Source organism: Phenylobacterium sp. (assembly GCF_004799515.1).
Classification (GTDB): domain Bacteria; phylum Pseudomonadota; class Alphaproteobacteria; order Caulobacterales; family Caulobacteraceae; genus Phenylobacterium.
On sequence record NZ_SSMX01000007.1, the window covers coordinates 14,593 to 35,890 of the forward strand.

Annotated in this window: 23 protein-coding genes; 14 read left to right on the plus strand and 9 right to left on the minus strand. The window is 69.9% G+C overall.

Going from position 1 to position 21,298, the window contains the following annotated elements:
- Positions 1-127 precede the first annotated feature (127 nt).
- Positions 128-994 (plus strand): DUF2189 domain-containing protein, encoded by an 867-nt coding sequence (locus tag E8A49_RS03300; RefSeq protein WP_293376326.1) that lies wholly within the window; start codon positions 128-130, stop codon positions 992-994.
- 21 nt (positions 995-1,015) lie between these two features.
- Here E8A49_RS03300 and rsgA read toward each other — a convergent pair whose 3' ends face one another.
- Entirely contained in the window at positions 1,016-2,095 is a 1,080-nt protein-coding gene (gene rsgA, locus E8A49_RS03305; RefSeq protein WP_293376328.1) for a ribosome small subunit-dependent GTPase A, read from the minus strand.
- Positions 2,096-2,323: 228 nt separating this feature from the next.
- On the opposite strand from rsgA, the gene E8A49_RS03310 reads away from it, so the two are divergent.
- Together E8A49_RS03310 and E8A49_RS03315 are read left to right on the plus strand one after the other, a co-directional pair.
- Entirely contained in the window at positions 2,324-2,632 is a 309-nt protein-coding gene (locus E8A49_RS03310) for a GNAT family N-acetyltransferase (RefSeq protein WP_293376330.1), read from the plus strand.
- A gap of 61 nt (positions 2,633-2,693) precedes the next feature.
- On the plus strand, positions 2,694-3,767 hold the full coding sequence (locus E8A49_RS03315) for a hypothetical protein (RefSeq protein ID WP_293376332.1): 1,074 nt from the start codon (positions 2,694-2,696) through the stop codon (positions 3,765-3,767).
- 1 nt (position 3,768) lies between these two features.
- Here the strand turns inward: E8A49_RS03315 and E8A49_RS03320 are convergent, their stop codons facing one another.
- Positions 3,769-4,509 carry a methyltransferase domain-containing protein gene (locus tag E8A49_RS03320; RefSeq protein ID WP_293376334.1) on the minus strand — a complete coding sequence of 247 codons (741 nt, stop codon included), beginning with the start codon at positions 4,507-4,509 and terminating at the stop codon, positions 3,769-3,771.
- A 175-nt stretch (positions 4,510-4,684) separates the two neighbouring features.
- On the opposite strand from E8A49_RS03320, the gene E8A49_RS03325 reads away from it, so the two are divergent.
- A complete protein-coding gene (locus tag E8A49_RS03325; RefSeq protein ID WP_293376533.1) occupies positions 4,685-5,653 on the plus strand; it encodes a polyprenyl synthetase family protein in 969 nt (322 codons plus the stop codon).
- A gap of 85 nt (positions 5,654-5,738) precedes the next feature.
- The gene (locus E8A49_RS03330) at positions 5,739-6,671 is read left to right on the plus strand and encodes an iron-containing redox enzyme family protein (protein WP_293376336.1); all 933 of its coding nucleotides are present in this window, start codon (positions 5,739-5,741) and stop codon (positions 6,669-6,671) included.
- A 4-nt stretch (positions 6,672-6,675) separates the two neighbouring features.
- Here the strand turns inward: E8A49_RS03330 and E8A49_RS03335 are convergent, their stop codons facing one another.
- Both E8A49_RS03335 and fumC read right to left on the minus strand, forming a co-directional pair.
- Complete coding sequence (locus E8A49_RS03335; RefSeq protein ID WP_293376338.1) at positions 6,676-6,924, minus strand: hypothetical protein; 249 nt, start codon at positions 6,922-6,924, stop codon at positions 6,676-6,678.
- A 46-nt stretch (positions 6,925-6,970) separates the two neighbouring features.
- Positions 6,971-8,362 (minus strand): class II fumarate hydratase, encoded by a 1,392-nt coding sequence (fumC, locus tag E8A49_RS03340; protein ID WP_293376340.1) that lies wholly within the window; start codon positions 8,360-8,362, stop codon positions 6,971-6,973.
- Between the two features lie 127 nt (positions 8,363-8,489).
- Between fumC and E8A49_RS03345 the strand changes: the two genes are divergently transcribed.
- Genes E8A49_RS03345 through E8A49_RS03355 form a run of 3 tightly spaced genes read left to right on the plus strand, consistent with a single transcriptional unit; the run spans position 8,490 to position 9,429 of the window.
- Positions 8,490-8,810, plus strand: coding sequence for a YbjQ family protein (locus E8A49_RS03345; RefSeq protein ID WP_293376342.1), 321 nt, complete (start codon positions 8,490-8,492; stop codon positions 8,808-8,810).
- Positions 8,807-9,235: a RusA family crossover junction endodeoxyribonuclease gene (locus tag E8A49_RS03350; RefSeq protein WP_293376535.1), complete on the plus strand. Its 429-nt coding sequence runs from the start codon at positions 8,807-8,809 to the stop codon at positions 9,233-9,235. Before E8A49_RS03345 ends, E8A49_RS03350 begins: the two co-directional genes overlap by 4 nt.
- Positions 9,232-9,429 (plus strand): DUF2007 domain-containing protein, encoded by a 198-nt coding sequence (locus tag E8A49_RS03355; protein WP_293376344.1) that lies wholly within the window; start codon positions 9,232-9,234, stop codon positions 9,427-9,429. The genes E8A49_RS03350 and E8A49_RS03355 overlap by 4 nt, the downstream gene beginning before the upstream one ends.
- Before the next feature lie 83 nt (positions 9,430-9,512).
- Here E8A49_RS03355 and E8A49_RS03360 read toward each other — a convergent pair whose 3' ends face one another.
- From E8A49_RS03360 to E8A49_RS03375, 4 genes are all read right to left on the minus strand, one after another.
- Positions 9,513-9,800, minus strand: a complete 288-nt coding sequence (locus tag E8A49_RS03360; protein ID WP_293376367.1) for a DUF1153 domain-containing protein — start codon at positions 9,798-9,800, stop codon at positions 9,513-9,515.
- Positions 9,801-9,966: 166 nt separating this feature from the next.
- Complete coding sequence (locus E8A49_RS03365; protein ID WP_293376369.1) at positions 9,967-11,337, minus strand: flagellar hook protein FlgE; 1,371 nt, start codon at positions 11,335-11,337, stop codon at positions 9,967-9,969.
- 113 nt (positions 11,338-11,450) lie between these two features.
- The gene (locus tag E8A49_RS03370) at positions 11,451-12,167 is read right to left on the minus strand and encodes a flagellar hook capping FlgD N-terminal domain-containing protein (protein WP_293376371.1); all 717 of its coding nucleotides are present in this window, start codon (positions 12,165-12,167) and stop codon (positions 11,451-11,453) included.
- Positions 12,168-12,174: 7 nt separating this feature from the next.
- Positions 12,175-13,857 (minus strand): flagellar hook-length control protein FliK, encoded by a 1,683-nt coding sequence (locus E8A49_RS03375; RefSeq protein ID WP_293376373.1) that lies wholly within the window; start codon positions 13,855-13,857, stop codon positions 12,175-12,177.
- 467 nt (positions 13,858-14,324) lie between these two features.
- Here E8A49_RS03375 and flgK point away from each other — a divergent pair, with 467 nt between their 5' ends.
- From flgK to E8A49_RS03400, 5 genes are all read left to right on the plus strand, one after another.
- Positions 14,325-16,442 (plus strand): flagellar hook-associated protein FlgK, encoded by a 2,118-nt coding sequence (gene flgK, locus E8A49_RS03380; RefSeq protein ID WP_293376375.1) that lies wholly within the window; start codon positions 14,325-14,327, stop codon positions 16,440-16,442.
- Between the two features lie 39 nt (positions 16,443-16,481).
- Complete coding sequence (locus E8A49_RS03385) at positions 16,482-17,420, plus strand: flagellin (RefSeq protein ID WP_293376377.1); 939 nt, start codon at positions 16,482-16,484, stop codon at positions 17,418-17,420.
- A gap of 114 nt (positions 17,421-17,534) precedes the next feature.
- On the plus strand, positions 17,535-18,653 hold the full coding sequence (mnmA, locus tag E8A49_RS03390) for a tRNA 2-thiouridine(34) synthase MnmA (protein WP_293376537.1): 1,119 nt from the start codon (positions 17,535-17,537) through the stop codon (positions 18,651-18,653).
- A 38-nt stretch (positions 18,654-18,691) separates the two neighbouring features.
- Positions 18,692-18,877, plus strand: a complete 186-nt coding sequence (locus E8A49_RS03395; RefSeq protein WP_293376379.1) for a hypothetical protein — start codon at positions 18,692-18,694, stop codon at positions 18,875-18,877.
- A 163-nt stretch (positions 18,878-19,040) separates the two neighbouring features.
- Entirely contained in the window at positions 19,041-20,231 is a 1,191-nt protein-coding gene (locus E8A49_RS03400; protein WP_293376381.1) for an acetyl-CoA C-acyltransferase, read from the plus strand.
- 12 nt (positions 20,232-20,243) lie between these two features.
- Here the strand turns inward: E8A49_RS03400 and E8A49_RS03405 are convergent, their stop codons facing one another.
- Positions 20,244-20,855: a DUF3617 family protein gene (locus E8A49_RS03405; protein ID WP_293376383.1), complete on the minus strand. Its 612-nt coding sequence runs from the start codon at positions 20,853-20,855 to the stop codon at positions 20,244-20,246.
- Between the two features lie 71 nt (positions 20,856-20,926).
- On the opposite strand from E8A49_RS03405, the gene E8A49_RS03410 reads away from it, so the two are divergent.
- A complete protein-coding gene (locus E8A49_RS03410; protein ID WP_293376385.1) occupies positions 20,927-21,199 on the plus strand; it encodes a GNAT family N-acetyltransferase in 273 nt (90 codons plus the stop codon).
- The last annotated feature ends 99 nt before the right edge of the window (positions 21,200-21,298 follow it).

Genomic DNA, 21,298 nt, shown 5'->3' on the forward strand with positions numbered 1-21,298 from the left:
CTGGGAAAACGCTCCGCACGGACCTTTTCGTGTTAGGATCGGGTTTGGTTGTAGGGTTGTGGTCTGCCACGAGCCCGTTCGCCCGCGACACGCCACGCCCCGGCCCAACGGTCCCGGGAGAACGCTCATGGCGTCCGAAAATCACGTCGAAAACCCTGTCGAATACCTGATGGAAAACGCCAGCCTGAACCTGGCCGCGGTGGGCCGGGCGCTGACGCCCAATCCGGCGCGCCACATCGGCCAGGCCAGGCCGCAGGTGCGCAAGATCACCGTCCATGACCTGATGGAGGCCTTGCGCGAGGGCGCGGGCGACGTCGGCGCGTTGCGCGACGACATCCTGTTCATCGGCCTGATCTATCCCGTCGCCGGCCTGGTGCTGGCGAGGCTCGCCTTCAGCTACGACTTCCTGCCGATGGTGTTCCCGCTGGCCTCGGGCTTCGCGATCCTGGGGCCCTTGGCGGCCATCGGGCTCTACGAGCTGAGCCGCCGGCGCGACATGGGCGGGCGCGTCACCTGGGCCGACGCCTTCGGGGTGCTGCGGTCGCCGGCCCTGGGCTCGATCGTAGGCCTGGGCGCGATCTTCCTGGCGCTGTTCGGCCTGTGGCTGGGCGTGGCCTACGAGATCAACCTGGCGACCCTGGGGCCGACCGCGCCGCCGACGCTGCGCGCCTTCGAGCACAACCTGTTCTGGACCGAGGCGGGCGCGACCCTGATCGTGGCCGGGGTCGGCGCAGGTTTCCTGTTCGCCGTCGTGGCCTTCGCGCTCGGCGTGGTCTCCTTCCCGCTGCTGCTCGACCGCGACGTGGACCTGTGGGCGGCCATCGGCGCGTCGTTCCGCGCCGTCGCCGCCAATCCCGGCGTCATGGCGCTGTGGGGCCTGATCGTGGCGGGCCTCCTGGTGCTGGGCTCGCTGCCGGCGCTGGTCGGCCTGATCTTCGTCATGCCCCTCCTGGGGCACGCGAGCTGGCGGCTTTACCGCAAGGTGGTGGTCTAGCCGCCAGCCCCGCCCGCAGCCCTAGTCGTCGATCTCACGCTTTGAGCGGGTGCGGGCGCGGGCGGCCTTGTGGATCGCCGCCCAGCGCCGGCGTTCAGTTTCCCGCGCGATGGGATCGTCCCGCCGCTCGGCGTGGGCCAGCTCCCGCTGCAGCTTCTGGAAGCTGCGCCAGCGGTCGGCGTCCAGGCGGCCGTCGGCCAGGGCCTCGCGGACGGCGCAGCCCGGTTCATTCCCGTGCCGGCAGTCGCTGAACCGGCACTGCGCGGCCAGGGTCTCGATCTGCTCGGTATCCTCGGCGAACACGATGGCCACGCCCACCTCGGCGTCCGAGAGGGCTATTTCCCGCATGCCGGGTGTGTCGAGGATCAGGGCGCCGGAGGGCAGGAGGATCAGCTCCCGGTGGGTGGTGGTGTGCCGGCCGTGGGCGTCGTCCTCGCGGATCGCCTGGGTCGCCATCCGCGCCGCGTTGGCAAGGGCGTTGACCAGGGTGGACTTGCCGACGCCGGAGGAGCCCAGCAGCACGGCGGTGCGGCCGGGCGCGAGGTAGGCCGCCAGCGCGGCCAGGCCTTCGCCGGTCGCCGCCGAGACCGCCAGCACCGGCACGCCGAAGGCGACCGCCTCCACGGCGGCGATCAAGGGCGCGGGGTCGGCGCAGGCGTCGGCCTTGGTCAGCAGGACGACCGGCTCGGCCCCGCTCTCGTAGGTCATGGCCAGGTAGCGCTCGATCCGGCGCAGGTTGAGGTCGGCGTTCAGCGAAGTGGCGAGCAGGGCGACGTCCACATTGGCCGCCACGACCTGGAGGGTCTGGGACGACCCTGCCGCCTTGCGGGTGAAGGCCGTCCGCCGCGGCAGGACGGCGGCGATCATGCCGTGGTCGCCCTTCCGCGCAATGGCGACCCAGTCGCCGGCGACCGGGTAGCCGCCATCGGCCGCCTCGTGGGCGAAGCGTCCGAGGAGACGGCCTTCCACGTCTCCGGTTTCGGTGGCGAGCCGGTAGCGGCCGCGTTGCTGGACGATGACGCGGGCGGGCGCGAGGCCGTGCGCCGCGTGGGGTGCGAAGTCATGCTGGAGCGCATCGCTCCAGCCATAGGTGCTGAGCACGTCGAGGATTTCCTTGGATGTGGGTCAAAAGCCGATTCAGGCGTCGACCGCGGAAATCCCGTCTCCTGGAGAGAGGATCAGCTGCCCTTAGGCAGCGCGCACGGCGACGCGAAGGGCTGTGGCAATGGGTGTCATGTTCACATCCTCCTCAGGCGGGTTGGCGTCGGTGCGAGGGAGACCTTGGCCTCGCGCGCGGGCTGGGTCAAGAAGGCCCGCTGGAGGAGAGCCATGGCCGAACCGCTCGACGTCGTCATGAACGAGGCGACCCATCGCTTTGAAGTGGCGATGGGCGATGAGATCGCCTTCACCGAGTACATGCTGCACAACGGCGCCATGGTCCTGCCGCACACGGTCGTGCCGCCGGCCTTCGAGGGCAAGGGCGTGGGCTCGGCGCTGGCCAAGGCGGCGCTGGGCTACGCCCGCGAGCACGGCCTGATAGTGAAACCGCGCTGCCCATTTATCGCCGGCTACATCCAGAAGCATCCGGAGTGGGGCGACATCGTCGATCCTGAGTTCCGCAAGAGGCTCGGGCTCTAGGGCCATGGCGCCCGGCGGTTGGGCGCCTGTCGTCGCGGGGGCCTGCGAGGCGTTCAGGGTCTTGCGCGCGGCGCGGGGCGATGGGCTAAGTCGGTCCGCCGTTCCGGGGAGCCGCGCCATTCTTCGACCCGCCGCCATCGCCTCCGTCCTCGCCGTCCTGGCCCTGGCCGCTCCGGCCGCCGCGCAGCTGCCGCGCGCCGCCGACGGCCATCCCGATCTCAGCGGGGTCTGGACCAACGCCTCGGTCACCCATCTGACCCGCATGCCGGGCGTGAAAGGTCTGGTGGTCACCGCCGAAGAGGCCAAGAAGCTCGCCGCCAACAGCGGCCAGGTCCGCCGCCAGGAGGCCGACGCCAAGCCGTCGAACGCCGCGGCCGGCGCTCCCGGCGAGGGCGATCCCGGCGGCTACAACGCCTATTGGCTCGATCCCGGCGCGACCCTGGGCGAGGTGAAGGGCCAGTTCCGCACCTCGTGGATCGTCGACCCCGCGGATGGCGAGTTGCCGCTGACCGCGGAGGGCAAGCGCCGCGTGGCGGAGGCCAACGCCTATGCGCGCCGCGCCGACACGCCGGACGGCCCGGATTCCTTCGAGCCCTGGGACCGCTGCATCATCGGCTCGCGCGGCTCCGGCGGGCCGGGGATGCTGAACAACATCTACAACTCCAACTACCAGATCGTGCAGACGCCGGGCTCCGTGGCCATCGTGGTGGAGATGATCCACGACGCGCGGACCATCCCGCTGTTCAAGGACAAGGCGACGGCTGAGGCGGCGCACGGGCCGGCGACCCTGCATCCTTGGCTGGGCGACGCCGTCGGCTGGTGGGAGGGCGACACCCTGGTGGTCGAGACGGTCAATGTGAACGCCGAACAGGGCCGCGCCGGGCCCATCTACCTGACCCCGCAGGCCAAGGTCACCGAGCGCTTCACGCGGGTCTCGGCCAAGCAGATCTTCTATGAGTTCCGGGTCGAGGACCCCGTCTACTACACCCAGCCCTGGCGCGCGGAGATGAGCCTGAACGCCATCGCTGGGCAGGTCTACGAGTACGCCTGTCACGAGGGCAACTACGCGCTGGAGGACATCCTGAAGGGGATGCGGGCCGGCGAAGCCACGCGCGGCGGCAAGGGCGGCCAATAGGCTAGAGCCAGGGCAGGTCCGCCTGGCCCCGCAGGATCGCTTCGGCCTCGGCCGTGTGCTTGGCGCCGTCGCGGTCGTGCAGCACCAGGGCCGGCAGCAGGCGCAGGGGCGCCTTGCCGGTCTTGATCGCCCGCACCAGCACGCGTTTCGCCGGCTGATCGCCAAAGGGTTGGACCGGGCGCACCTGGACCGAGCCCGCCTTCGGCGCCAGCAGCCCTAGGATATCCATCAGCCGGTCGGCGCGGTGGATCAGGGTGATGGCGCCGCCCTCGCGCACGGCCTTCAGCAGGAAGCCGATCCAGGCCTCCAGGCCGTCGTCGGCCATCCAGGCGGCGCGGCGCGCCTCGGACGGTCCGCGCAGGGCCGAGGCGTCGTCGAAGAACGGCGGATTGGCCATGGCGGCGTCGAAGGGCGGCAGGCCCAGGCCGGCGAAGCGCAGGGCCACGTCGCCCGGTAAGGCCTCGACCCGGTCGGCGAGCCCGTTCAGCGCTATGTTCTCCCGCGCCAGCGCCAGCGCCGCCGGATCGCGCTCGATCCCGACGAAGCGCGCGCCCGGCCGCCGCATCGCCGCCGCCAGCATCGCCCCGCCCGCGCCGCAGCCCGCCTCGATCACCCGCGCGCCATCGCCCGCGTCGCAGGCGGCCGCCAACAGGGCTGCGTCGGCGCCCGCGCGATAGCCACGCTGCGGCTGGCGCAGAAGCACCCGGCCGTCCAGCAGGCGGTCTTCGGTGGTGTCGTCCATGCTTCGTGCCTTAAGGTAACGCATTGCGGACCGCAGGTTCGCTTGACCGTGACCTATCGCGTCACCATTGTCCGTCGCAACGGCGGCCCGGCCTCCCACGGTCCGCCGCCATGCGCCAGTTGAGGTCCGTTTGGCCGTCGCCACCAGCCCCGTCATCGCTGAAAAGCCGCCGTCCCTGGACGCGCTGCTCGTCCTGGCGCGCCAGGACATGGCGGCCGTGGACGAACTGATCCGCCGGCATATGGATTCGCCCGTGCCGGTGATCCCGGCGCTGGCCGACCACCTGATCGCCGGCTCCGCCAAGCGCCTGCGCCCGCTCTTGACCATCGCCGCCGCCCGGCTGGCCGGCGGCCGGGACGAGGCCTGCCTGAAGCTGGCGGCGGCGGTGGAGTTCATCCACACCGCGACCCTGCTGCACGACGACGTGGTGGACAGCTCGCAGCTGCGCCGCGGCCGGGTGGCCGCCCACCTGATCTGGGGCGCGCCCTCCAGCGTGCTGGTCGGCGACTTCCTGTTCGCGCGGGCCTTCGAGCTGATGGTCGGCGCGGGCTCGATGCCGGCGCTGGAAATCCTGGCCCGCGCCAGCCGGGTGATCGCCGAGGGCGAGGTGCTGCAGCTCACCCGCGCCCACGATCTGGACCTCAGCCAGGAGGTCTATCTCGACATCATCAAGGCCAAGACCGCCGAGCTGTTCGCCGCCGCCGCCGAGGCTGGCGCGGTCTCGGCCGGCGCGCCGCCTGAGCGCTGCCGGGCGCTGCGCCGCTACGGCCAGGACCTGGGCCTGGCCTTCCAGCTGGTCGACGACGCCCTCGACTACTCCGGCGATAGCGAGACCCTGGGCAAGAATCCCGGCGACGACTTCCGTGAAGGCAAGGCGACGCTGCCGCTGCTGCTGGCCATGGCCCGAACCGGCGCCTCGGAGCGCGATTTCTGGGTGCGCACCGTCGACCGGCGCGAGCAGACGGCCGCCGACTTCGACCGCGCCTGCGAGCTGATGCGCCAGACCGGCGCCCTGCAATCGACCCTGGACCTGGCGGTCAGCTATGGCGCCAGCGCCAAGGCCGCCCTGGCCGACTTCGGCGCCAACCCCTGGCGCCCGGCCCTGGAAGACCTCGTCGACGTCGCGGTGGCGCGCACGGCCTGACGGCGCCCGTCATCACTGCGGCGACCACCCGACCCAGGAACCACCCGCGCCTTCGCGCGCTCTCCCCGGCCCAAGGGAGGCGCCTATGTTTTCAGGCCTGAGACTATCCACGCTGGGCCGGTTCACGCCCGAGTTCCCGGACGCCCAGGCGCTGCATCTGGGCCTGGCCCGGTGGAACCACAGGCGCCTCGCGGTGCAGGTTCCGACCGACGATTGGACCGCCGAGCTGGCGCAGGACCAGCGGATGCTGCGGCTGGAGGGCGCCTTCATCGAAGCCTTCCGCGGCCACGTCGCCGATCTCGTCGCCAGGGTCCCCCGTGACGTGGACGGCTTCCTCGCCTGGTTCGAAGGCCTGAAGGCCACGGGACCCGGCCAATGCGACCCGCTGTTCGCCTGGCTGGAGACCGGCGCGGACTTGCCCCAGATGCGCTGGTTCCTGACCCAGGAGGCGGCGGGCGAGGCGGGCTTCGACGACCTCGTGGCCATGACCCAGGTCAAGCTGCCGGCCCGGCCCAAGCTGGAGCTGGCGCGCAACTACTGGGACGAGATGGGCCGCGGTTCGGAGGCCGGGATGCATGGCCCGATGCTCGACCGCACGGTGAAGGGCCTGCACCTCACGCCCTCCATCGAGGGCACGCTTTGGCAGAGTCTGTGCCTGGCCAACGTCATGACCGCGCTCGCCACGACCCGGCGCTATGTCTACCAGTCGATCGGCGCCCTGGGCGTGGTCGAACTGACCGCACCGACGCGGGTGGCCTGTGTCGACGCGGGGCTGAAGCGCCTGGGCTGCGCGCCGGAGCAGCGCAAGTACTTCGCCCTGCACGCCCACCTGGACGTCGAGCATTCCGCCGCCTGGAACGCCGAGGCCCTGGCGCCCCTGTTGGCCGAGACGCCGGCTTGCGCGCCCTACCTGGCGGAAGGCGCCGTGATGCGCCTGATCTGTGGCGAACAGTGTTTCGAGGCCTACCGCGCGCACCTATGGGCCGAGGGCCGCCCCGTGGTCTACGCGGCGGAGTAGGGTCTCAAAGCTCGTCGAAAGGGTGGGGCAGCCGGCCGGACTTGAACAGGACCACAGGGTTTTCGTCGTAGTCGCCCAGTTCGGTGTCGGCGGTCGCGGAGAACGCCACGACCCCCAGCCGCAGCGGCGCCAGGCGTTCGGCCTTGCGGCGCGCCTCCTCGGCGGTCTTGCAGCCCACCTGCTGCTCCGCCTTAAGCGCCTTGCCGCGCCCGGCGATATAGGTCTGCAGGATGTGGACGGTTTCACGAGCCATGGCGCACCCACGCGCCTCGCGGCGAGTCCCGTCAATGGTCCGCAGCTCACCCCGGGTGGATCATGTCTTCCGGCCGCACCCAGGCGTCGAACTCCGCGTTGGTGACGTAGCCGCCGCCGACCGCTTCCTCCCGCAGGGTGGTGCCGTTGGCGTGGGCGGTCTTGGCGATCTTGGCGGCCTTGTCGTAGCCGATGTGCTCCTTGAGCGCCGTCACCAGCATCAGCGAGCGTTCCAGGTTGGCGGCGATGTTGTCCGTGCGCGCCTCGATACCGACCACCATGTTGTCGGTGAAGCTGATGGAAGCGTCGGCCAGAAGGCGGCAGGACTGTAGGAAGTTGTAGGCCATCACCGGGTTGTAGACGTTGAGTTCGAATTGGCCTTGCGAGCCGGCGAAGCCGATGGCGGTCTGGTTGCCCATCACATGGGCGCAGACCATGGTCAGCGCCTCGGCCTGGGTCGGGTTGACCTTGCCCGGCATGATCGAGGAGCCCGGCTCGTTCTCCGGCAGCGACAACTCGCCGAGGCCCGCGCGGGGGCCGGAGCCCAGGTAGCGGATGTCGTTGGCGATCTTGAACAGGGCCGCGGCGGTGGCGGTCAGCGCCCCATGGCTGAACACCATGGCGTCATGGGCGGCCAGCGCCTCGAACTTGTTGGGGGCGGTGATGAAGGGCAGGCGGGTGATCGCCGCGATCCGCTCGGCCACCTTCTCGGCGAAGCCCACCGGCGCGGTCAGGCCGGTGCCCACCGCCGTGCCCCCCTGGGCCAGCTCATAGAGGCCGTAGAGCGTCTCCTTCAGCCGGCGGGTCGACATGGCGGTCTGGTGCGCATAGCCGCCGAACTCCTGGCCCAGCGTCAGCGGGGTGGCGTCCTGGGTATGGGTGCGGCCGATCTTGATGATGTGGGCGAACTGGTCGGACTTGGCCTTCAGGGCCGCGTGCAGGTGCTCCAGCGCCGGCATGACGCTGCGGGCCACTTCCTCGGCGCAGGCGATGTGCATGGCCGTCGGATAGGTGTCGTTGGACGACTGGCTCATGTTGACGTGGTCGTTCGGATGGACCGGCGTCTTGGAGCCCATAACACCGCCCAGCATCTCGATGGCGCGGTTGGAGATCACCTCGTTGGCGTTCATGTTCGACTGAGTGCCGGACCCCGTCTGCCAGACCACCAGCGGGAAGTGGTCGTTCAGCTTGCCGTCGATCACCTCCTGCGCGGCGGCGACGATGGCCTCGCCGATCTTGGGGTCCAGCTTGCCCAGCGCCATGTTGGCCTCGGCCGCGGCGCGCTTGACCACGCCCAGCGCCTTGACCACCGGGATCGGCTGCTTCTCCCAGCCGATCTTGAAGTTCTGCAGCGACCGTTGGGTCTGGGCGCCCCAATAGCGGTCGGCGGGGACCTCGATGGGGCCAAAGGTGTCGGTCTCGGTGCGCGTGGCGGTCATCGTCTGTCGGCGTCCCAGCTTTGGATGCGGCGGGTCTAGCTCCCGCGCGCCCGGGCCGCAACGGCGTGGCGCGCGTCCGAGCCCGGCGATATAGGTTGAGGCTTCGAAGCCGGGAGCGTCCCAGATCATGCTCGTCGCCACCACCAACGAGATCGCCGGATACAGGATCGTCAGCCATATCGGCATGGTCCGCGGCGTCACCGTCCGCTCGCGCAGCGTGGTCGGAAACTTCGCCGGCGGCATCCAGTCGATCTTCGGCGGCAACCTGACCATCTACTCCGAGCTGGCCGACCACGCCCGCCAGGAGGCCTATGACCTGATGGTCGAGCACGCCCGCCGCGCCGGCGCCGATGCGGTGATCGGCATGCGCTACGACGCCAACGAGATCATGGAAGGCATCACCGAGGTCCTGGCCTACGGCACGGCGGTGAAGGTCGAGCGGACCTGACCAACCCTGTGGCCTCCTTCCCGGAAGAGCCGGCCTGGACCCAGCACGGCAAGGTCCGCGCCCGCGAGGCCGACGGGGTGCTGGAGGTGGTGGTCGACGGCCTGACCACTCAGGCGAAGTACTACAAGCCCTTGATCTACGAGTTCTTCCGCAAGGCCTGGCGCGGCGCGCGGCCAGCCTGGGGGGAATATGCCGTGGAGATCCGCATGGACTATGTGGGCGACCCGCCCTGGCTCGACCTCGACAACCTGGCCAAGGCGATCCTCGACGCCATCAAGGGCTACGCCTTCCACGACGACGCCCAGGTGGCGCGCCTGCTTGTCGAGCGGGCGAGCGGCGAGCGCGAGCGGATCACGGTGCGGGTGCGCAAGATATCGGATACGGCCCTGTCGCCGCTGTCGCGGCCCAGCGAGGTGCGGTCTTGATCGAGCTTCTGAAGACCACCGACCCGGTGCGGCTGAACCTCTTCAAGAGCCTGATGGAGGAGGCCGGCCTGCATCCGGTGCTGGTGGAGGCCTCGGCCTATCCCGGCGTGCTGCCCAGCCGCCTGCTGGTCACCGACGACGAGGCGCCCATGGCGCGCCGGCTGATCGCCGAGGTCGAGCGCGGGCTGGAGTAGGGCCCCGGAACGGCAACGGCCGCACCCCTTTTGACAGGGCGCGGCCGCGGCGGGACTGAACCTCTCTCCAGGAAGAGCGAGGATCAGCGATACTGCTGGATACGCGTGGTGCGAAGGCCAGCGAGGCCGTGACGATCGATGGACCTTTGCCAGGCGAGGAACTCTTCCGACGTCAGCCGGTAACGCTCCAGCGCCTCTTCAAGGGTGAGCAGTCCGCCGCGCACAGCGGCGACCACTTCCGCCTTGCGGCGGATCACCCACCGGCCCGTGTCGGCCGGCGGCAGGTCCCTCAGCGTCAACGGCGCGCCCGTGGGACCGATGACATAGGCCTCCCCACGGCTGTTCGTGCGCGTCTGCTGTTGCTGCAACATGGCTTTTAAGCCTTTCCCACCATCATTGTTGATGAGAACAATACGCCACGGCTCCTAACAGCCGCTGAATCGTATTAGTGAATGAAGCTCTAATCATGGTCTTCCCCATGTACTAATTCGGTACAGTGTGGATTTCACACTCGGTTAATCTGAGTTAAGACTGCCGCTACCGAATGATGTTGATCAGCTCGTCCAGCATGTCGTCAGCCGTCGTTATGATCTTGGACGACGCCGAGTAGGCCTTCTGGGTGGTGATCAGGCCGGTGAACTCGGTGGAGAGGTCGACGGTCGAGGCTTCCAGGCTGGACGGGTCGACGGTCCCCGCCCCGCCGGTGCCGGCGACCTTCAGCGTCATATCGCCGGCGTTCATGGTGGCGGTGTAGGCGTTGCCGCTCACCGCGTTCAGGCCGTCGGGATTGGGGAAGGTGGCGATGGCCACCTGGGCGATCGTGCGGACCTGGTTGTTGCTGAAGAGCGCGGAGACCGTGCCGTCGTCGGCCACCTGGACGCCCACGATATTGCCGGCGCTGGCCCCGTCCGAACTCACCGAGTTCACCGTCGAGGTCCCGGCGAGCTGGGTGAGCTTCGAGAGATCGAAGTTGACGGTCTGGCCGGCGATGCCCAGCCCGGAAGCCCAGGCCGGCGAGGTGCCGCCCGAAGCGCCCAGGGTGATGGTGGGCGGGGCGCCCGCCGCGCCGAACAGGGTCGTGGAGGCCAGGTTGATGGAGCCGTCGTTGTTGAACACCACCTGGCCGGCGGTGATCTGCCCGTCGGGGCCGCCGGTGGTCACGTCGCTGGCCGGGACCGCGTAGATTTCCGCGTTCCAGGTGTTCGGCGTGCTGGTCTTCTCCAGGGCCAGGGAGAAGGTGTGCGTGCCGCCCTCGGAGTCGACGACGCTGAACTCGATCGGCGGCGCGTCCGGCGCGGTGCCCGTGCCGGTGGCGGCGTAGGCGGCCATGGAGTTGGTGGTGCTGCTGGCGCTGTAGGTGGCCGCGGCCGCGCCGACCGGCGTGGTCTGGTCGAGGTTGGCGCTGACGCCGACGTTGCCGGTGGTCTCGACGGCTGAGCCAAGGTTCTCGACGTTGATCGGACCGATCTTCGACAGGTCCGACGGGTTGGTGTCGATGGTTCCGTCCGCCTGCACCGGCCAGCCCTGCAGGTAGAGACCGGCGGAGTTGACCAGGTAGCCATTGGCGTCGGGGGTGAAGTCACCCGCGCGGGTGAATTCCGAGGCCTGCGCCGTGGGCGAGGTGCTGGTCACGAAGAAGCCGTTGCCGGAGATCGCCAGGTCAGTGGTCGAGGAGGCGCTCTGGATCAGGCCCTGAGTGCTGACGAGCTGCTGATTGGTCCCCTGAACCCCGCCGGCCGAGTACTGACCCTTGACCGCTTGCGAGGTCACCATGGTGGAGAAATCCACCTGGTTTTCCTTGTAGGCGGTGGTGTTGACGTTGGCGATGTTGTCGGAGATCGCCGCCAGCGCCGAGGAGTTGGCCACCAGGCCCGAAACCCCGGCGAGCAGTGCCGAATTGATGCTCATGGTTCTGTCCGTTCTTTCCTAGGTTGCCGCTTGCTGCGGAGAGCTGATCGGCGTCGCTAGGCCGGGGCGGGGGACGGCGTTTTGCCATCCGGGTTGATGGGGTTGGCGGCGGCTCATGAGCCCGTCCCGCTGGAAGCTTGGTTGACGACGTTGGTGACGTTGGTCCAAGGCACCGAGCCGCCGTTGATGACGACGGAGGCCGCGCCATTGGCCTGGGTGACGCCGGTGACGACGCCCTGCACGAAGGTGGAGGTGGTCAGCGCGTTGCCGGCGGAATCGCTGGCCGTCACCGTCAAGGTATAGGGCCCGCCGTCCGGCAGCTGGGTCCCGGCCAGGTTCTTGCCGTTCCAGGTGAAGCTCTTGTTGCCGGCGCTGAGGTCGGTCGGCGCCGCGACGTCGACGATGACGCCGTTGGGATCGGCGACGGTCACCTTCAGGTCCGCCACGCCGGATGGCAGGGTGTAGCCCCACTGGGCCTGGCCGCCGTTGAGGTTGGCCGTGCTGCTCGTCGCGGTCACCTGCTTGCCGATCAGGCCGACCGCGGTGCCGACGCCGTTGGAATTGTTCACCAATTGCTGGATGAGGGCGTTGGTGTTGATCTGCTGTTCGACGCCAGTCATCTGCACCAGCTGTTGGGTGAACTGGTTGGAGTCGAGCGGGGCGGTCGGGTCCTGGTTCTGCAGCTGTGTCGTGAGCAGGGTCAGGAAGGTGTTGAAGTTGTCCGTCAGGCTGTCGAGGCCCTGCTGGGTCGCGGTCTGAGTCGAGCTCGCCGCCGGGGTGCTGGCCGGGGCGGTGGGCGTCGTGGGGTTGGTCGGGGCGGTGGTGGTCATGGTGTCCTCAGATCCGGATATCGACGCCGGAGCGTGCTGATCTCTGCGGGATGAGCTGCGGCGCGGCGGCCGCGTCGGAATTATCGATGGCGGCCTGGAAGGCGCGGCCGCGGAACACCGCGCCGCCGCTGTCGGCCTGCTGCTGGCCCTGGCCCCCCTGACCACCGCCGCTGGCCACGTCGAAGGACATGCCGCCGGAGAGGTCGAAGCCGGACTGCTCCAGCGACTGCTGCAGCTCGCCCGACCGCGATTTGAGCTCGTTGGCCGCCTGCTGCGTGTCGAAGGACATCGAGGCGCTCATCTTGCCATCGGCGCCAATGGCCACGCGCACGTTCACCTTGCCGAGGCCGGCGGGGTTGAGCTGCACGTCGAACTGGGTGGAACGGGCGCCGAGCTTCTGGGCGATCTGGGCGGAGAAGTCGGCGACGGTCTGCGGCGAACCGCGCACGTCGCTCGCCATGGTCTGGGCCGTGGTCGCAGCCGCCGCGGCGGCGGCCGGCGTGGCGGACGTGGCTTGCGCGGCGGCGTTCTGGGCGGCCTGCGGATCGGCCGGGTCGGCGTCGTCGGCGGCGTCGCTGTCGGCCGCCGCGGCGGCGGTCTGGACCGCGTCCACGGCCGCCTGGTCGACGCTCGATTTGGCGGTCCCGTCGGCAAGCTGCTGCAGGGCGGCGGTGGCGCGGACGGTGGCCGACGCGCCGCTTGAGGCTGCCGCGGAGGCGGCCGAGGCGGCAGCGAAGACGGTGGGGGCCTTCACACTGGTGGAGTCGGTGGCTGTCGGGTCCGGCTGGGCCCTGGCGCTCGGTGCCGGGGCGGCTGGCTTGGCCGCCGGGGTCGCCGTCGCCGTCGCCGTCGCCGATTGAGCGGTCTCCGCGGCGGTCTGGGCGGCGGCCGAAGTGGCGTTGGCGGCCTGGGCTTTCGCTTGGGCCTGGGTCTGGGTTTGCGCCTGGGCCTGGCTCTGGGCCTCAGCCTGCGACTGGGCCAGCGCGGCGGCCGCCGCGACGTTGGGGGACAGCGTCGGCGCCGGGCCCGTCGCGGGCGGCGGGGTCGGGACCGGGTTCAGGAGGTCGCTGTTGGCGGTCGGCGGGGTCGGGGCCTTGGCGTTCGCCGAGGCGTCCGCGGCGGCGTCGCCCGCGGCGGCGGCCGTGGATGCGGTCGCGGCTTCCGTCGCCTCGTCGGCGTCCGTGTCGGCCGCTTCGGTCGGCGTGGTCTGGGCGGTTTGCGGCGAGACCGGGGGCGTGGCGGTCCGGGCGACCTTGCCCGTCGTGGCCTCGGCGGTTTCGGCGGCCGCCGTCGCGGCGGTGATCGCCGCGGTCTGGGTGGGCGTCGGCGGCGGGATCACGGTGAAGGCGGCCGCAGCGGCATTGGCGCCGGCTGCGGCTGCGGCTGCGGCCGCGGCCGCGCTGGCGTCCGTGGTCTGACCGGGATCGGTGGTCTTGTCCGCCGTCTTGCCGTCGTCGGTCGTGGTCTTGGTCGAGGCGGCCGCGGTCTTGGTTCCGGCCGCGGCCTGGCCGGAGGCCGGCTGGCCGAGCGCATCGGCGTTCTCGCCCGACAGCGTCGCCAGCATCGCCTCGAAGGCCGCCGGCAGGCCCTGGCCTTTATCCTTGCCCGCGGCGGTCGACGCCGAGGCGCCTCCCGCGGCGGACGGGCCGGGAGCCGGAGGCGGGGCAGTGTTGATCGCGGCTGCGGACATACGCTTTACGGCGCCCTGGCAAGGGTGGGGATCGACGCCTGCTGCGCCGGGAACATTCGGGAAGCCTGGAGCAACCTTCGCGCCAATCCGGCAAGATATTGCTTTTTCAGAGGAAAGCCGAATTTTGCCTGACCTCGTCCAGAGGGGCGAAGCGCGAAATTGCCGGGCCGAACCGCGTCCGATGGGGCGTTTCCTGCCGTGTGCCCGAGGCGATCCACGACCGGCCTTAAGCCCCTCGCTTCCGCCCGCCCGACCGGCGTCTCGCGCGAGCGCGCGCGAGCCTTCCGGGACGGATCGTGGAGTTGGCGCCGGTCTTGCGCTTAACCATGCGAGTTCATTGGCCCCAGGAAGGGACCACGTTGAAAACGCAGATGATTTCCCAGCTCCTTGCGTGGGTGTTCGCGTCCATCCCGGCAGAATCCGCCGGGTTGCGCGTCAGCCTTTGCCGGGCGGAGGCCTAAAACGCCATGTCCTCGCTCTCGGTCTCTCTGCAGACGGCGGCCTCGGGCCTGCAGGCGGCGCAAGCCAGCCTGAACGCCATCTCGGACAATATCGCCAACGTCAACACGCCCGGTTACGTCCGCAAGGTCGTCAACCAGCAGGAGCTGGTGGTGGGCGGCGTGGGCGCCGGCGTCGACATCACCGGCGTGCAGCGGGTGACCAACCAGTATCTGCAGGCCGCCAGCCTGGGCGCGAGCGCCGACGCCAGCAGCGCCAGCATCATCTCCCAGTACCTGTCCAACGCCCAGAACCTGTTCGGCGACCCGACGACCAGTTCCTACTTCTTCAACATGCCCGACCAGATCTCGGCGGCCGAGGCCGCGCTGGCCAACGATCCGTCGTCGAGCATCCTGCAGGGCCAGACGGTCACCACCATCAACAACTTCCTGAGCCAGGCCAACCAGATCAATACCCAGATCAACCAGCTCAGCGGCAGCGTCGACGGCCAGGTCACCAGCGACGTCTCGCAGGTCAACAGCCTGCTGAGCCAGATCAACAGCCTGAACACCGACATCGCGCGCGCCACCATCAGCGGCGGCGACGCCACCGGTTCGCAGAACCAGCAGCAGCAGCTGATCGACCAGCTGTCGGGCCTGATGAATGTCAACGTCGCCCAGAACAGCGAGGGCGGCGTCACCATCCGCAGCGCCGAGGGCATCCAGCTTGTGGGCACGGGCGGCGCCTCGACGGTCAACTACAATGTCGGTCAGTCCACGCCGGGCTACCTCACCGTCACCACGCCGGGCGCCAGCTCGCCCGCCCAGCCGATCAACCTCTCCAGCGGCGAGATCGGCGGCCTCCTGACCCTGCGCAACACCGAGCTGCCGGGCATGTCCGACCAACTCGGCGAGTTCGTCTCGCGCACGGCCCAGGCGTTCAACGCCGCCAGCAACGCCGCCACGGCGTCTCCGCCGCCCAACTCGCTCACCGGCCGCAACACCGGCCTGGACCTGCCCACCGCGATCAGCGGCTTCACCGGCACGAGCACCGTGGCGATCACCAATTCGTCGGGCGTGGTGCAGCAGACCGTGGCCATCGACTTCGACAACGACACCATGAGCGTGAACGGCGGCGCAGCCACGAGCTTCACCTCCTCCACCTTCCTCTCAACCCTGAACTCCAGCCTGGGGACTGCGGGCACGGCCAGTTTCAGCAACGGAGCGCTCTCGATCTCGGCCGCGAGCAGCAGCAACGGCGTGGCCATCGACGAGGGAACGTCGCAGAAGGCCGGCGAGGGCTTCTCGCAGTTCTTCGGGATGAACGACCTCATCACCTCGACGGGCCTGTCGACCTACGACACCGGGCTGTCGTCCGGCGACCCCAACGGCTTCGCGCCGGGCAGCACCATCACCTTGCAGCTCTCCTCGGCGAACGGCGCCCCGTTGAAGCAGGTCACCGTGACCGTGCCGCCGGCCACGAGCCCCAGCATGGGCGACCTGGTCAATGCGCTGAACAACAGCTCCACCGGTGTCGGCCTGTATGGCGCCTTCACCCTGGACGCCCAGGGCGGCCTCACCTTCACGGGGACCGCGCCGCAGAACGCCCAGGTTTCGGTGGTCCAGGACGACACCTCGCGCGGCGCCGGCGGGCCTTCGATCAGCCAGCTGTTCGGCATCGGCTCGGCGGTGCGTTCGACGCGGGCCTCAAGCTACGAGGTCAATCCGGCGATCGCCGCCGACCCGACCAAGATGCCGTCGGCCACCCTGAACCTCAGCGTCGCGGCGGGGACCTCGGCGGTGGCGCCGGGCGACGGCACCGGGGCGCAGGCGATCTCCGCGGCCACGCAGCAGACCATGCTGTTCAAGGCCGCCGGCGGCCTCGGCAACGTCAACATGACGCTGGACAACTACGCCGCCCAGTTCGGCGGCTCCATCGGCCAGGCCGCCGCCAACGCCGCCAGCCAGTCGACCAGCGCCACGGCCGTGCAGACCGAGGCCAACTCGAAGCTGCAGTCGGTCGAAGGCGTCAACATCGACCAGGAACTGGTCAATCTGACCACCTACCAACAGGCCTATTCGGCCAACGCCCGCATGATCTCGGCGACGAAGGACCTCTTCGACGTCTTGGAAAACCTGATCTCCTGACCGCCCGCAAGGCTGGCCAGCGCTTAAGAGGACCGAACCATGGTCGACCGCGTATCCACCGCCGGAGCCTACTCCGCGATCCTGCAGAACCTGATGGCCGCCGAAAGCGCCCAGACGGACGCCGAAAACCGCGTCTCCAGCCAAAAGAACGGCGATGACCTGCAGGCCTTCTCGACCCAGGCTGAGACGCTCACCGCCATGAAAGCGGTGGACGCCCGCATCACCAACTATCAGTCGCAGAACACCCTGATCGCGGCCAAGCTCACCACACAGGACACCGCCTTGAGCGGCCTCGCCAGCACCGCGACGGCGGTGCAGCAGGCCATCGCCAACGCCCTGGGCACCGGTGACGCCACGTCCCTGATGCAGGAGGTCCAGGGTTCTTTCTCGGACGCTGTCGACGGCCTCAACACCCAGTACAACGGTCAGTACCTGTTCGCCGGCGGCCAGATCAACACCGAGCCGATGACCGCCACCTCGATGACCGACCTGACCTCTGGACCGCCGATCTCCAGCTTCTTCCAGAACGACAACTTCGTGGCGTCGGCGAAGCTCGATGACTCCACCACCGTCAGCACCGGCCAGCTCGCCAGCACGCTGGGCACACCGATGATGCAGGCCTTCCAGGCGATCCAGACGCTCAACGACGGGCCGGATGGTCCGCTCAACGGCCCGCTCACCGCGACCCAGCAGGCCGACCTGACGACCATGATGCAGAGCTGGCAGGGCATCGCCACCAACCTGACCACCGCTACGGCCCAGAACGGCCTGGTGCAAAACCAGGTGAGCGCCGCCGCCACCGCACTCACGACCCAGCAGAACACGCTGACCGGCATGATCGGCAACATCACCGACGCCGACATGGCCAAGGCCGCCACCGACCTCTCCAACGCCCAGCTGTCGGTGCAGGCCTCGGCCAAGGTGCTGCAGGCGTTGCAGAGCGATTCCCTGCTGAACCTGCTGCCCGCCACCAGCTAACCGAGCGGGGGCCTCGAAAATCGGCGTCCGAACCGCTAGATAGCGGCGATGAACGCCCCTGTGCTCACGCCCGGAACCCTGAGCGACGGCCTGGTCGAGGCCGCGCGGGAGGCCATGCGCCTGCCGGCCGGCAGCCGGATCGTGGCCGCCATGTCCGGCGGTGTGGACTCCACGGTGACCGCGGCCCTGCTGGCGCGAGCCGGCTATGATGTGGTGGGCGTCACCCTCCAGCTCTACGACCACGGCGCGGCGATCCAGAAGAAGGGCGCCTGCTGCGCGGGCCAGGACATCCACGACGCGCGCACCGCCGCGCAAGGCCTCGGCATCCCGCACTACGTCCTCGATTACGAGAGCCGCTTCCGCGACCAGGTGATGGAGGACTTCGCCGACGCCTACCTGCGTGGCGAGACGCCGATCCCCTGCGTACGCTGCAATCAGACGGTGAAGTTCCGCGACCTGCTGGATGTGGCGCGGGACCTGGGCGCCGAAGCCATGGCGACCGGCCACTACGTCCGCCGCGAGGTGGGCGCAGGCGGACCGCAGCTGCACCGCGCCGCCGATGCCGCGCGCGACCAGTCCTACTTCCTGTTCGCCACCACGGCCGAGCAACTCGGCTATCTGCGCTTCCCGTTGGGCGGCCTTCCGAAGCCCGCGGTGCGCGCCGCGGCGGCCGAGCTGGGGCTGGCGGTGGCCGACAAGCCGGACAGCCAGGACATCTGCTTCGTGCCGGAAGGCCGCTACACCACGGTGATCGACCGCCTGCGCCCGCAAGGCGCGCTGGCCGGCGACATCGTCCACCTGGACGGCCGCGTGCTCGGCCGCCACGAGGGCGTGACGCGCTACACCATCGGCCAGCGGCGGGGCCTGAACGTCGCGGTGGGCGATCCGTTGTTCGTGGTGCGCATCGACGCGGACAGCCGCCAGGTGGTCGTGGGGCCGCGCGAGGCCCTGCTGACCTCGGCGCTGATCCTGAAGGAGACCAACTGGCTGGGCGACGCGGCGAGCCTCGAGGCGGCCTGCGCGGCGCAACGGCCGGTGCTGGCCCGCGTGCGCTCCACCCGCGAGCCGGCGCCCGGCCGGCTGGCGCTGATCGACGGCCAGCCCGGCGTCGCCTTCGACAATCCGGAGGAAGGCGTGGCGCCCGGCCAGGCCTGCGCCCTGTACGCGCCGGAGGACCCGAGCCGTGTCCTGGGCGGCGGCTTCATCGCCTCGGCGGTGCGCGCGAACCTCTGAGCGCGGCTTCGCGTTGGGCTCCACGGAAGGAGCTCACCATGGCCGAGAAGAAGAAGTGGATCGCCGGCGCGACCGAGCACAAGGGCAAGCTGCACGAGGCGCTGCACGTGCCGAAAGACCAGAAGATCCCCGCCGCCAAGCTGCACGCCGCCGCCAAGAAGGGCGGCAAGGTCGGCAAGGAAGCTCGGCTGGCGGAGACGCTGAAGGGCCTGAACCACAAATGACACCCATAGGGTGTCATCCCGGAAAGCGCGTAGCGCTTGTCCGGGACCCATAGACGCGAGCGGTCCAGGTAAATCCCGAGACGGAGCATATGGGTCCCGGTCTTCGCTCCGCGAAACCGGATGACAGATGGTGTTGGGATGAGTGGGTGAATATATGGAGCCCATGACCCAGACCTCCGATCCCGTCGTCATCGCTAGCTACGCCCGCACGCCGATGGGCGGCTTCCAGGGCGTGTTCGCCACCGTGAAGGCCACCGAGCTGGGGGCGGCGGCCGTCCGCGCGGCGGTGGAGCGTTCCGGCGCGCCGGGCGAGGCCGTCGAGCAGATCGTCATGGGCTGCGTCCTGCCGGCCGGCCTGGGCCAGGCGCCGGCCCGGCAGGCGGCGATCGGCGCGGGCCTGCCGAAGTCGGTCGAGGCCACCACGGTCAACAAGATGTGCGGCTCGGGCATGCAGGCCACCATCTTGGCGCACGATGCGCTGGCCGCCGGCAGCGCCGACATCATCGTGGCGGGCGGCATGGAGAGCATGACCAACGCGCCCTACCTCCTGAAGAACCACCGCGCCGGCGCGCGCATCGGCCACGACACCGCCTACGACAGCATGTACCTGGACGGCCTCGAGGACGCCTACGAACCCGGCCGGCTGATGGGCGCCTTCGCCGAGGAGACCGCCAAGCACTACCAGTTCACCCGCGAGGCCATGGACGCCTTCGCCATCTCCTCCCTGACCCGCGCCCAAGAGGCCACCCGCTCCGGCGCCTTCAAGCGCGAGATCGCCCCCTTCGAGGTGGTCGGCCGCAAGGGCTCGGTGCTGGTCGAGGACGACGAGCAGCCGATCAAGGCCGACCCGGCCAAGATCCCGACGCTGAAGCCGGCCTTCGCCAAGGACGGCGCGATCACCGCCGCCAACGCCAGCTCAATCAGCGACGGCGCCGCGGCCCTCGTCATGACCCGCGAGAGCGTGGCGCGGAAGCTCGGCATGACCGTCGTCGCCCGGGTCGCCGGCCATGCCGCCCACGCCCATGAGCCCGGCCTGTTCACCACCGCCCCCGTGCCGGCGATCAAGAAGTGCCTGGCCCGCGCCGGCTGGTCGGTGGACGACGTCGACCTGTTCGAGGTCAACGAGGCCTTCGCCGTGGTCGCCATGATCGCCGAGCAGGAGCTGGGCCTCGACCGCGCCAAGCTCAATGTCAACGGCGGCGCTTGCGCGCTCGGCCACCCGATCGGCGCGTCCGGCGCCCGCATCCTGGCGACCCTGCTCTCGGCCCTCGAAGCCCGCGGGCTGAAGAAGGGCGTGGCCAGCCTCTGCATCGGCGGCGGCGAGGCCACGGCGATGGCGGTGGAGCTGGCTTAAGCTCCCGCCGGACTACTTCTCCGCCTTGCCGGCGGCGCCGCCAATCTTGGGCGGGCCGTCGCCGGACATGTTGATCTTGAAGCCGCCGGGCATCTCCATGTCGCCGGGCTTCATGTCGGCCGGGCAGGGGCCGGACCAGCTGGCCTCCATGACGGTCTTGTGCTCGCCGTTCGCCTGCGGCATCGGCGAGCCGGTGGTCGTCGACGTCAGCGTCACGGTGTAGTGGCTGTTGAAGTCGCCGGTGGCCGATCCGTCGGAGGTCACCGTGCCGCTCTCGCCCAGCTTGCAGACCGAATGGAAGTCCCAGCCGCCGCCCGGATGCGGCTTGAAGCTGTGCTCCTGGCAGTCGGACTTGCCCATCGACTGGCCCCAGAGCTGCATCTTCTTCTGCACCGCCTCGTCGAGGCACATCTTGATGCTCTGCGTGGCCTTGGCGCTGGTGACCGTCTGGGTCCAGAGGCCGGCCTTGCGCAGGGGCGGGGCGAGAGGCGAGGGCGCCGAGGCGGGCGCCGGCGCCGTGGCCTCCGCGCCCGAGCCGGCCGCCGCCGGCGTGCCGGCGTCCTTCTTGGAGCACCCCGCCAGCGCCAAGGCCGCCACGCCGCAAATCAGGATCGCGCGCCGCATCTTGAACCCTCCCGTCCCATGCCCAGTTTGAGGCGAGGCTAGTCGAGACCCCGCCATAGGAGAACCCTGATATGTCGACCCCCGAGCTGCGCGACACCGGCGCCCGCTATGAGATGGACGAGCAGGGCCTGACCTCCTATGCCGACTACCGGCGCGAGGGCGACCGCCTCTACATCGACTATGTCTTCGCCCCGCCGGAGCTGCGCGGCTCGGGCGCCAGCGGCCGGCTGATGGCCGCGCTCTCCGCCGACGCCCGCGACAAGCATCTGCGCATCACGCCCATCTGCGGCTATGCGGCCGCCTGGCTGCGGCGGAGCCAGGAGTTCGGGGAGTTGGTGGGGTAGGGCTCAGGTCCAGACCGCCGGCGGTCCGGTGGCTCTTCCTTTGGGGGAGGTGGCCCGGGAGGGCCGGAGGGGGTCCGCTCCAGCCGTGGAGGAACCCTC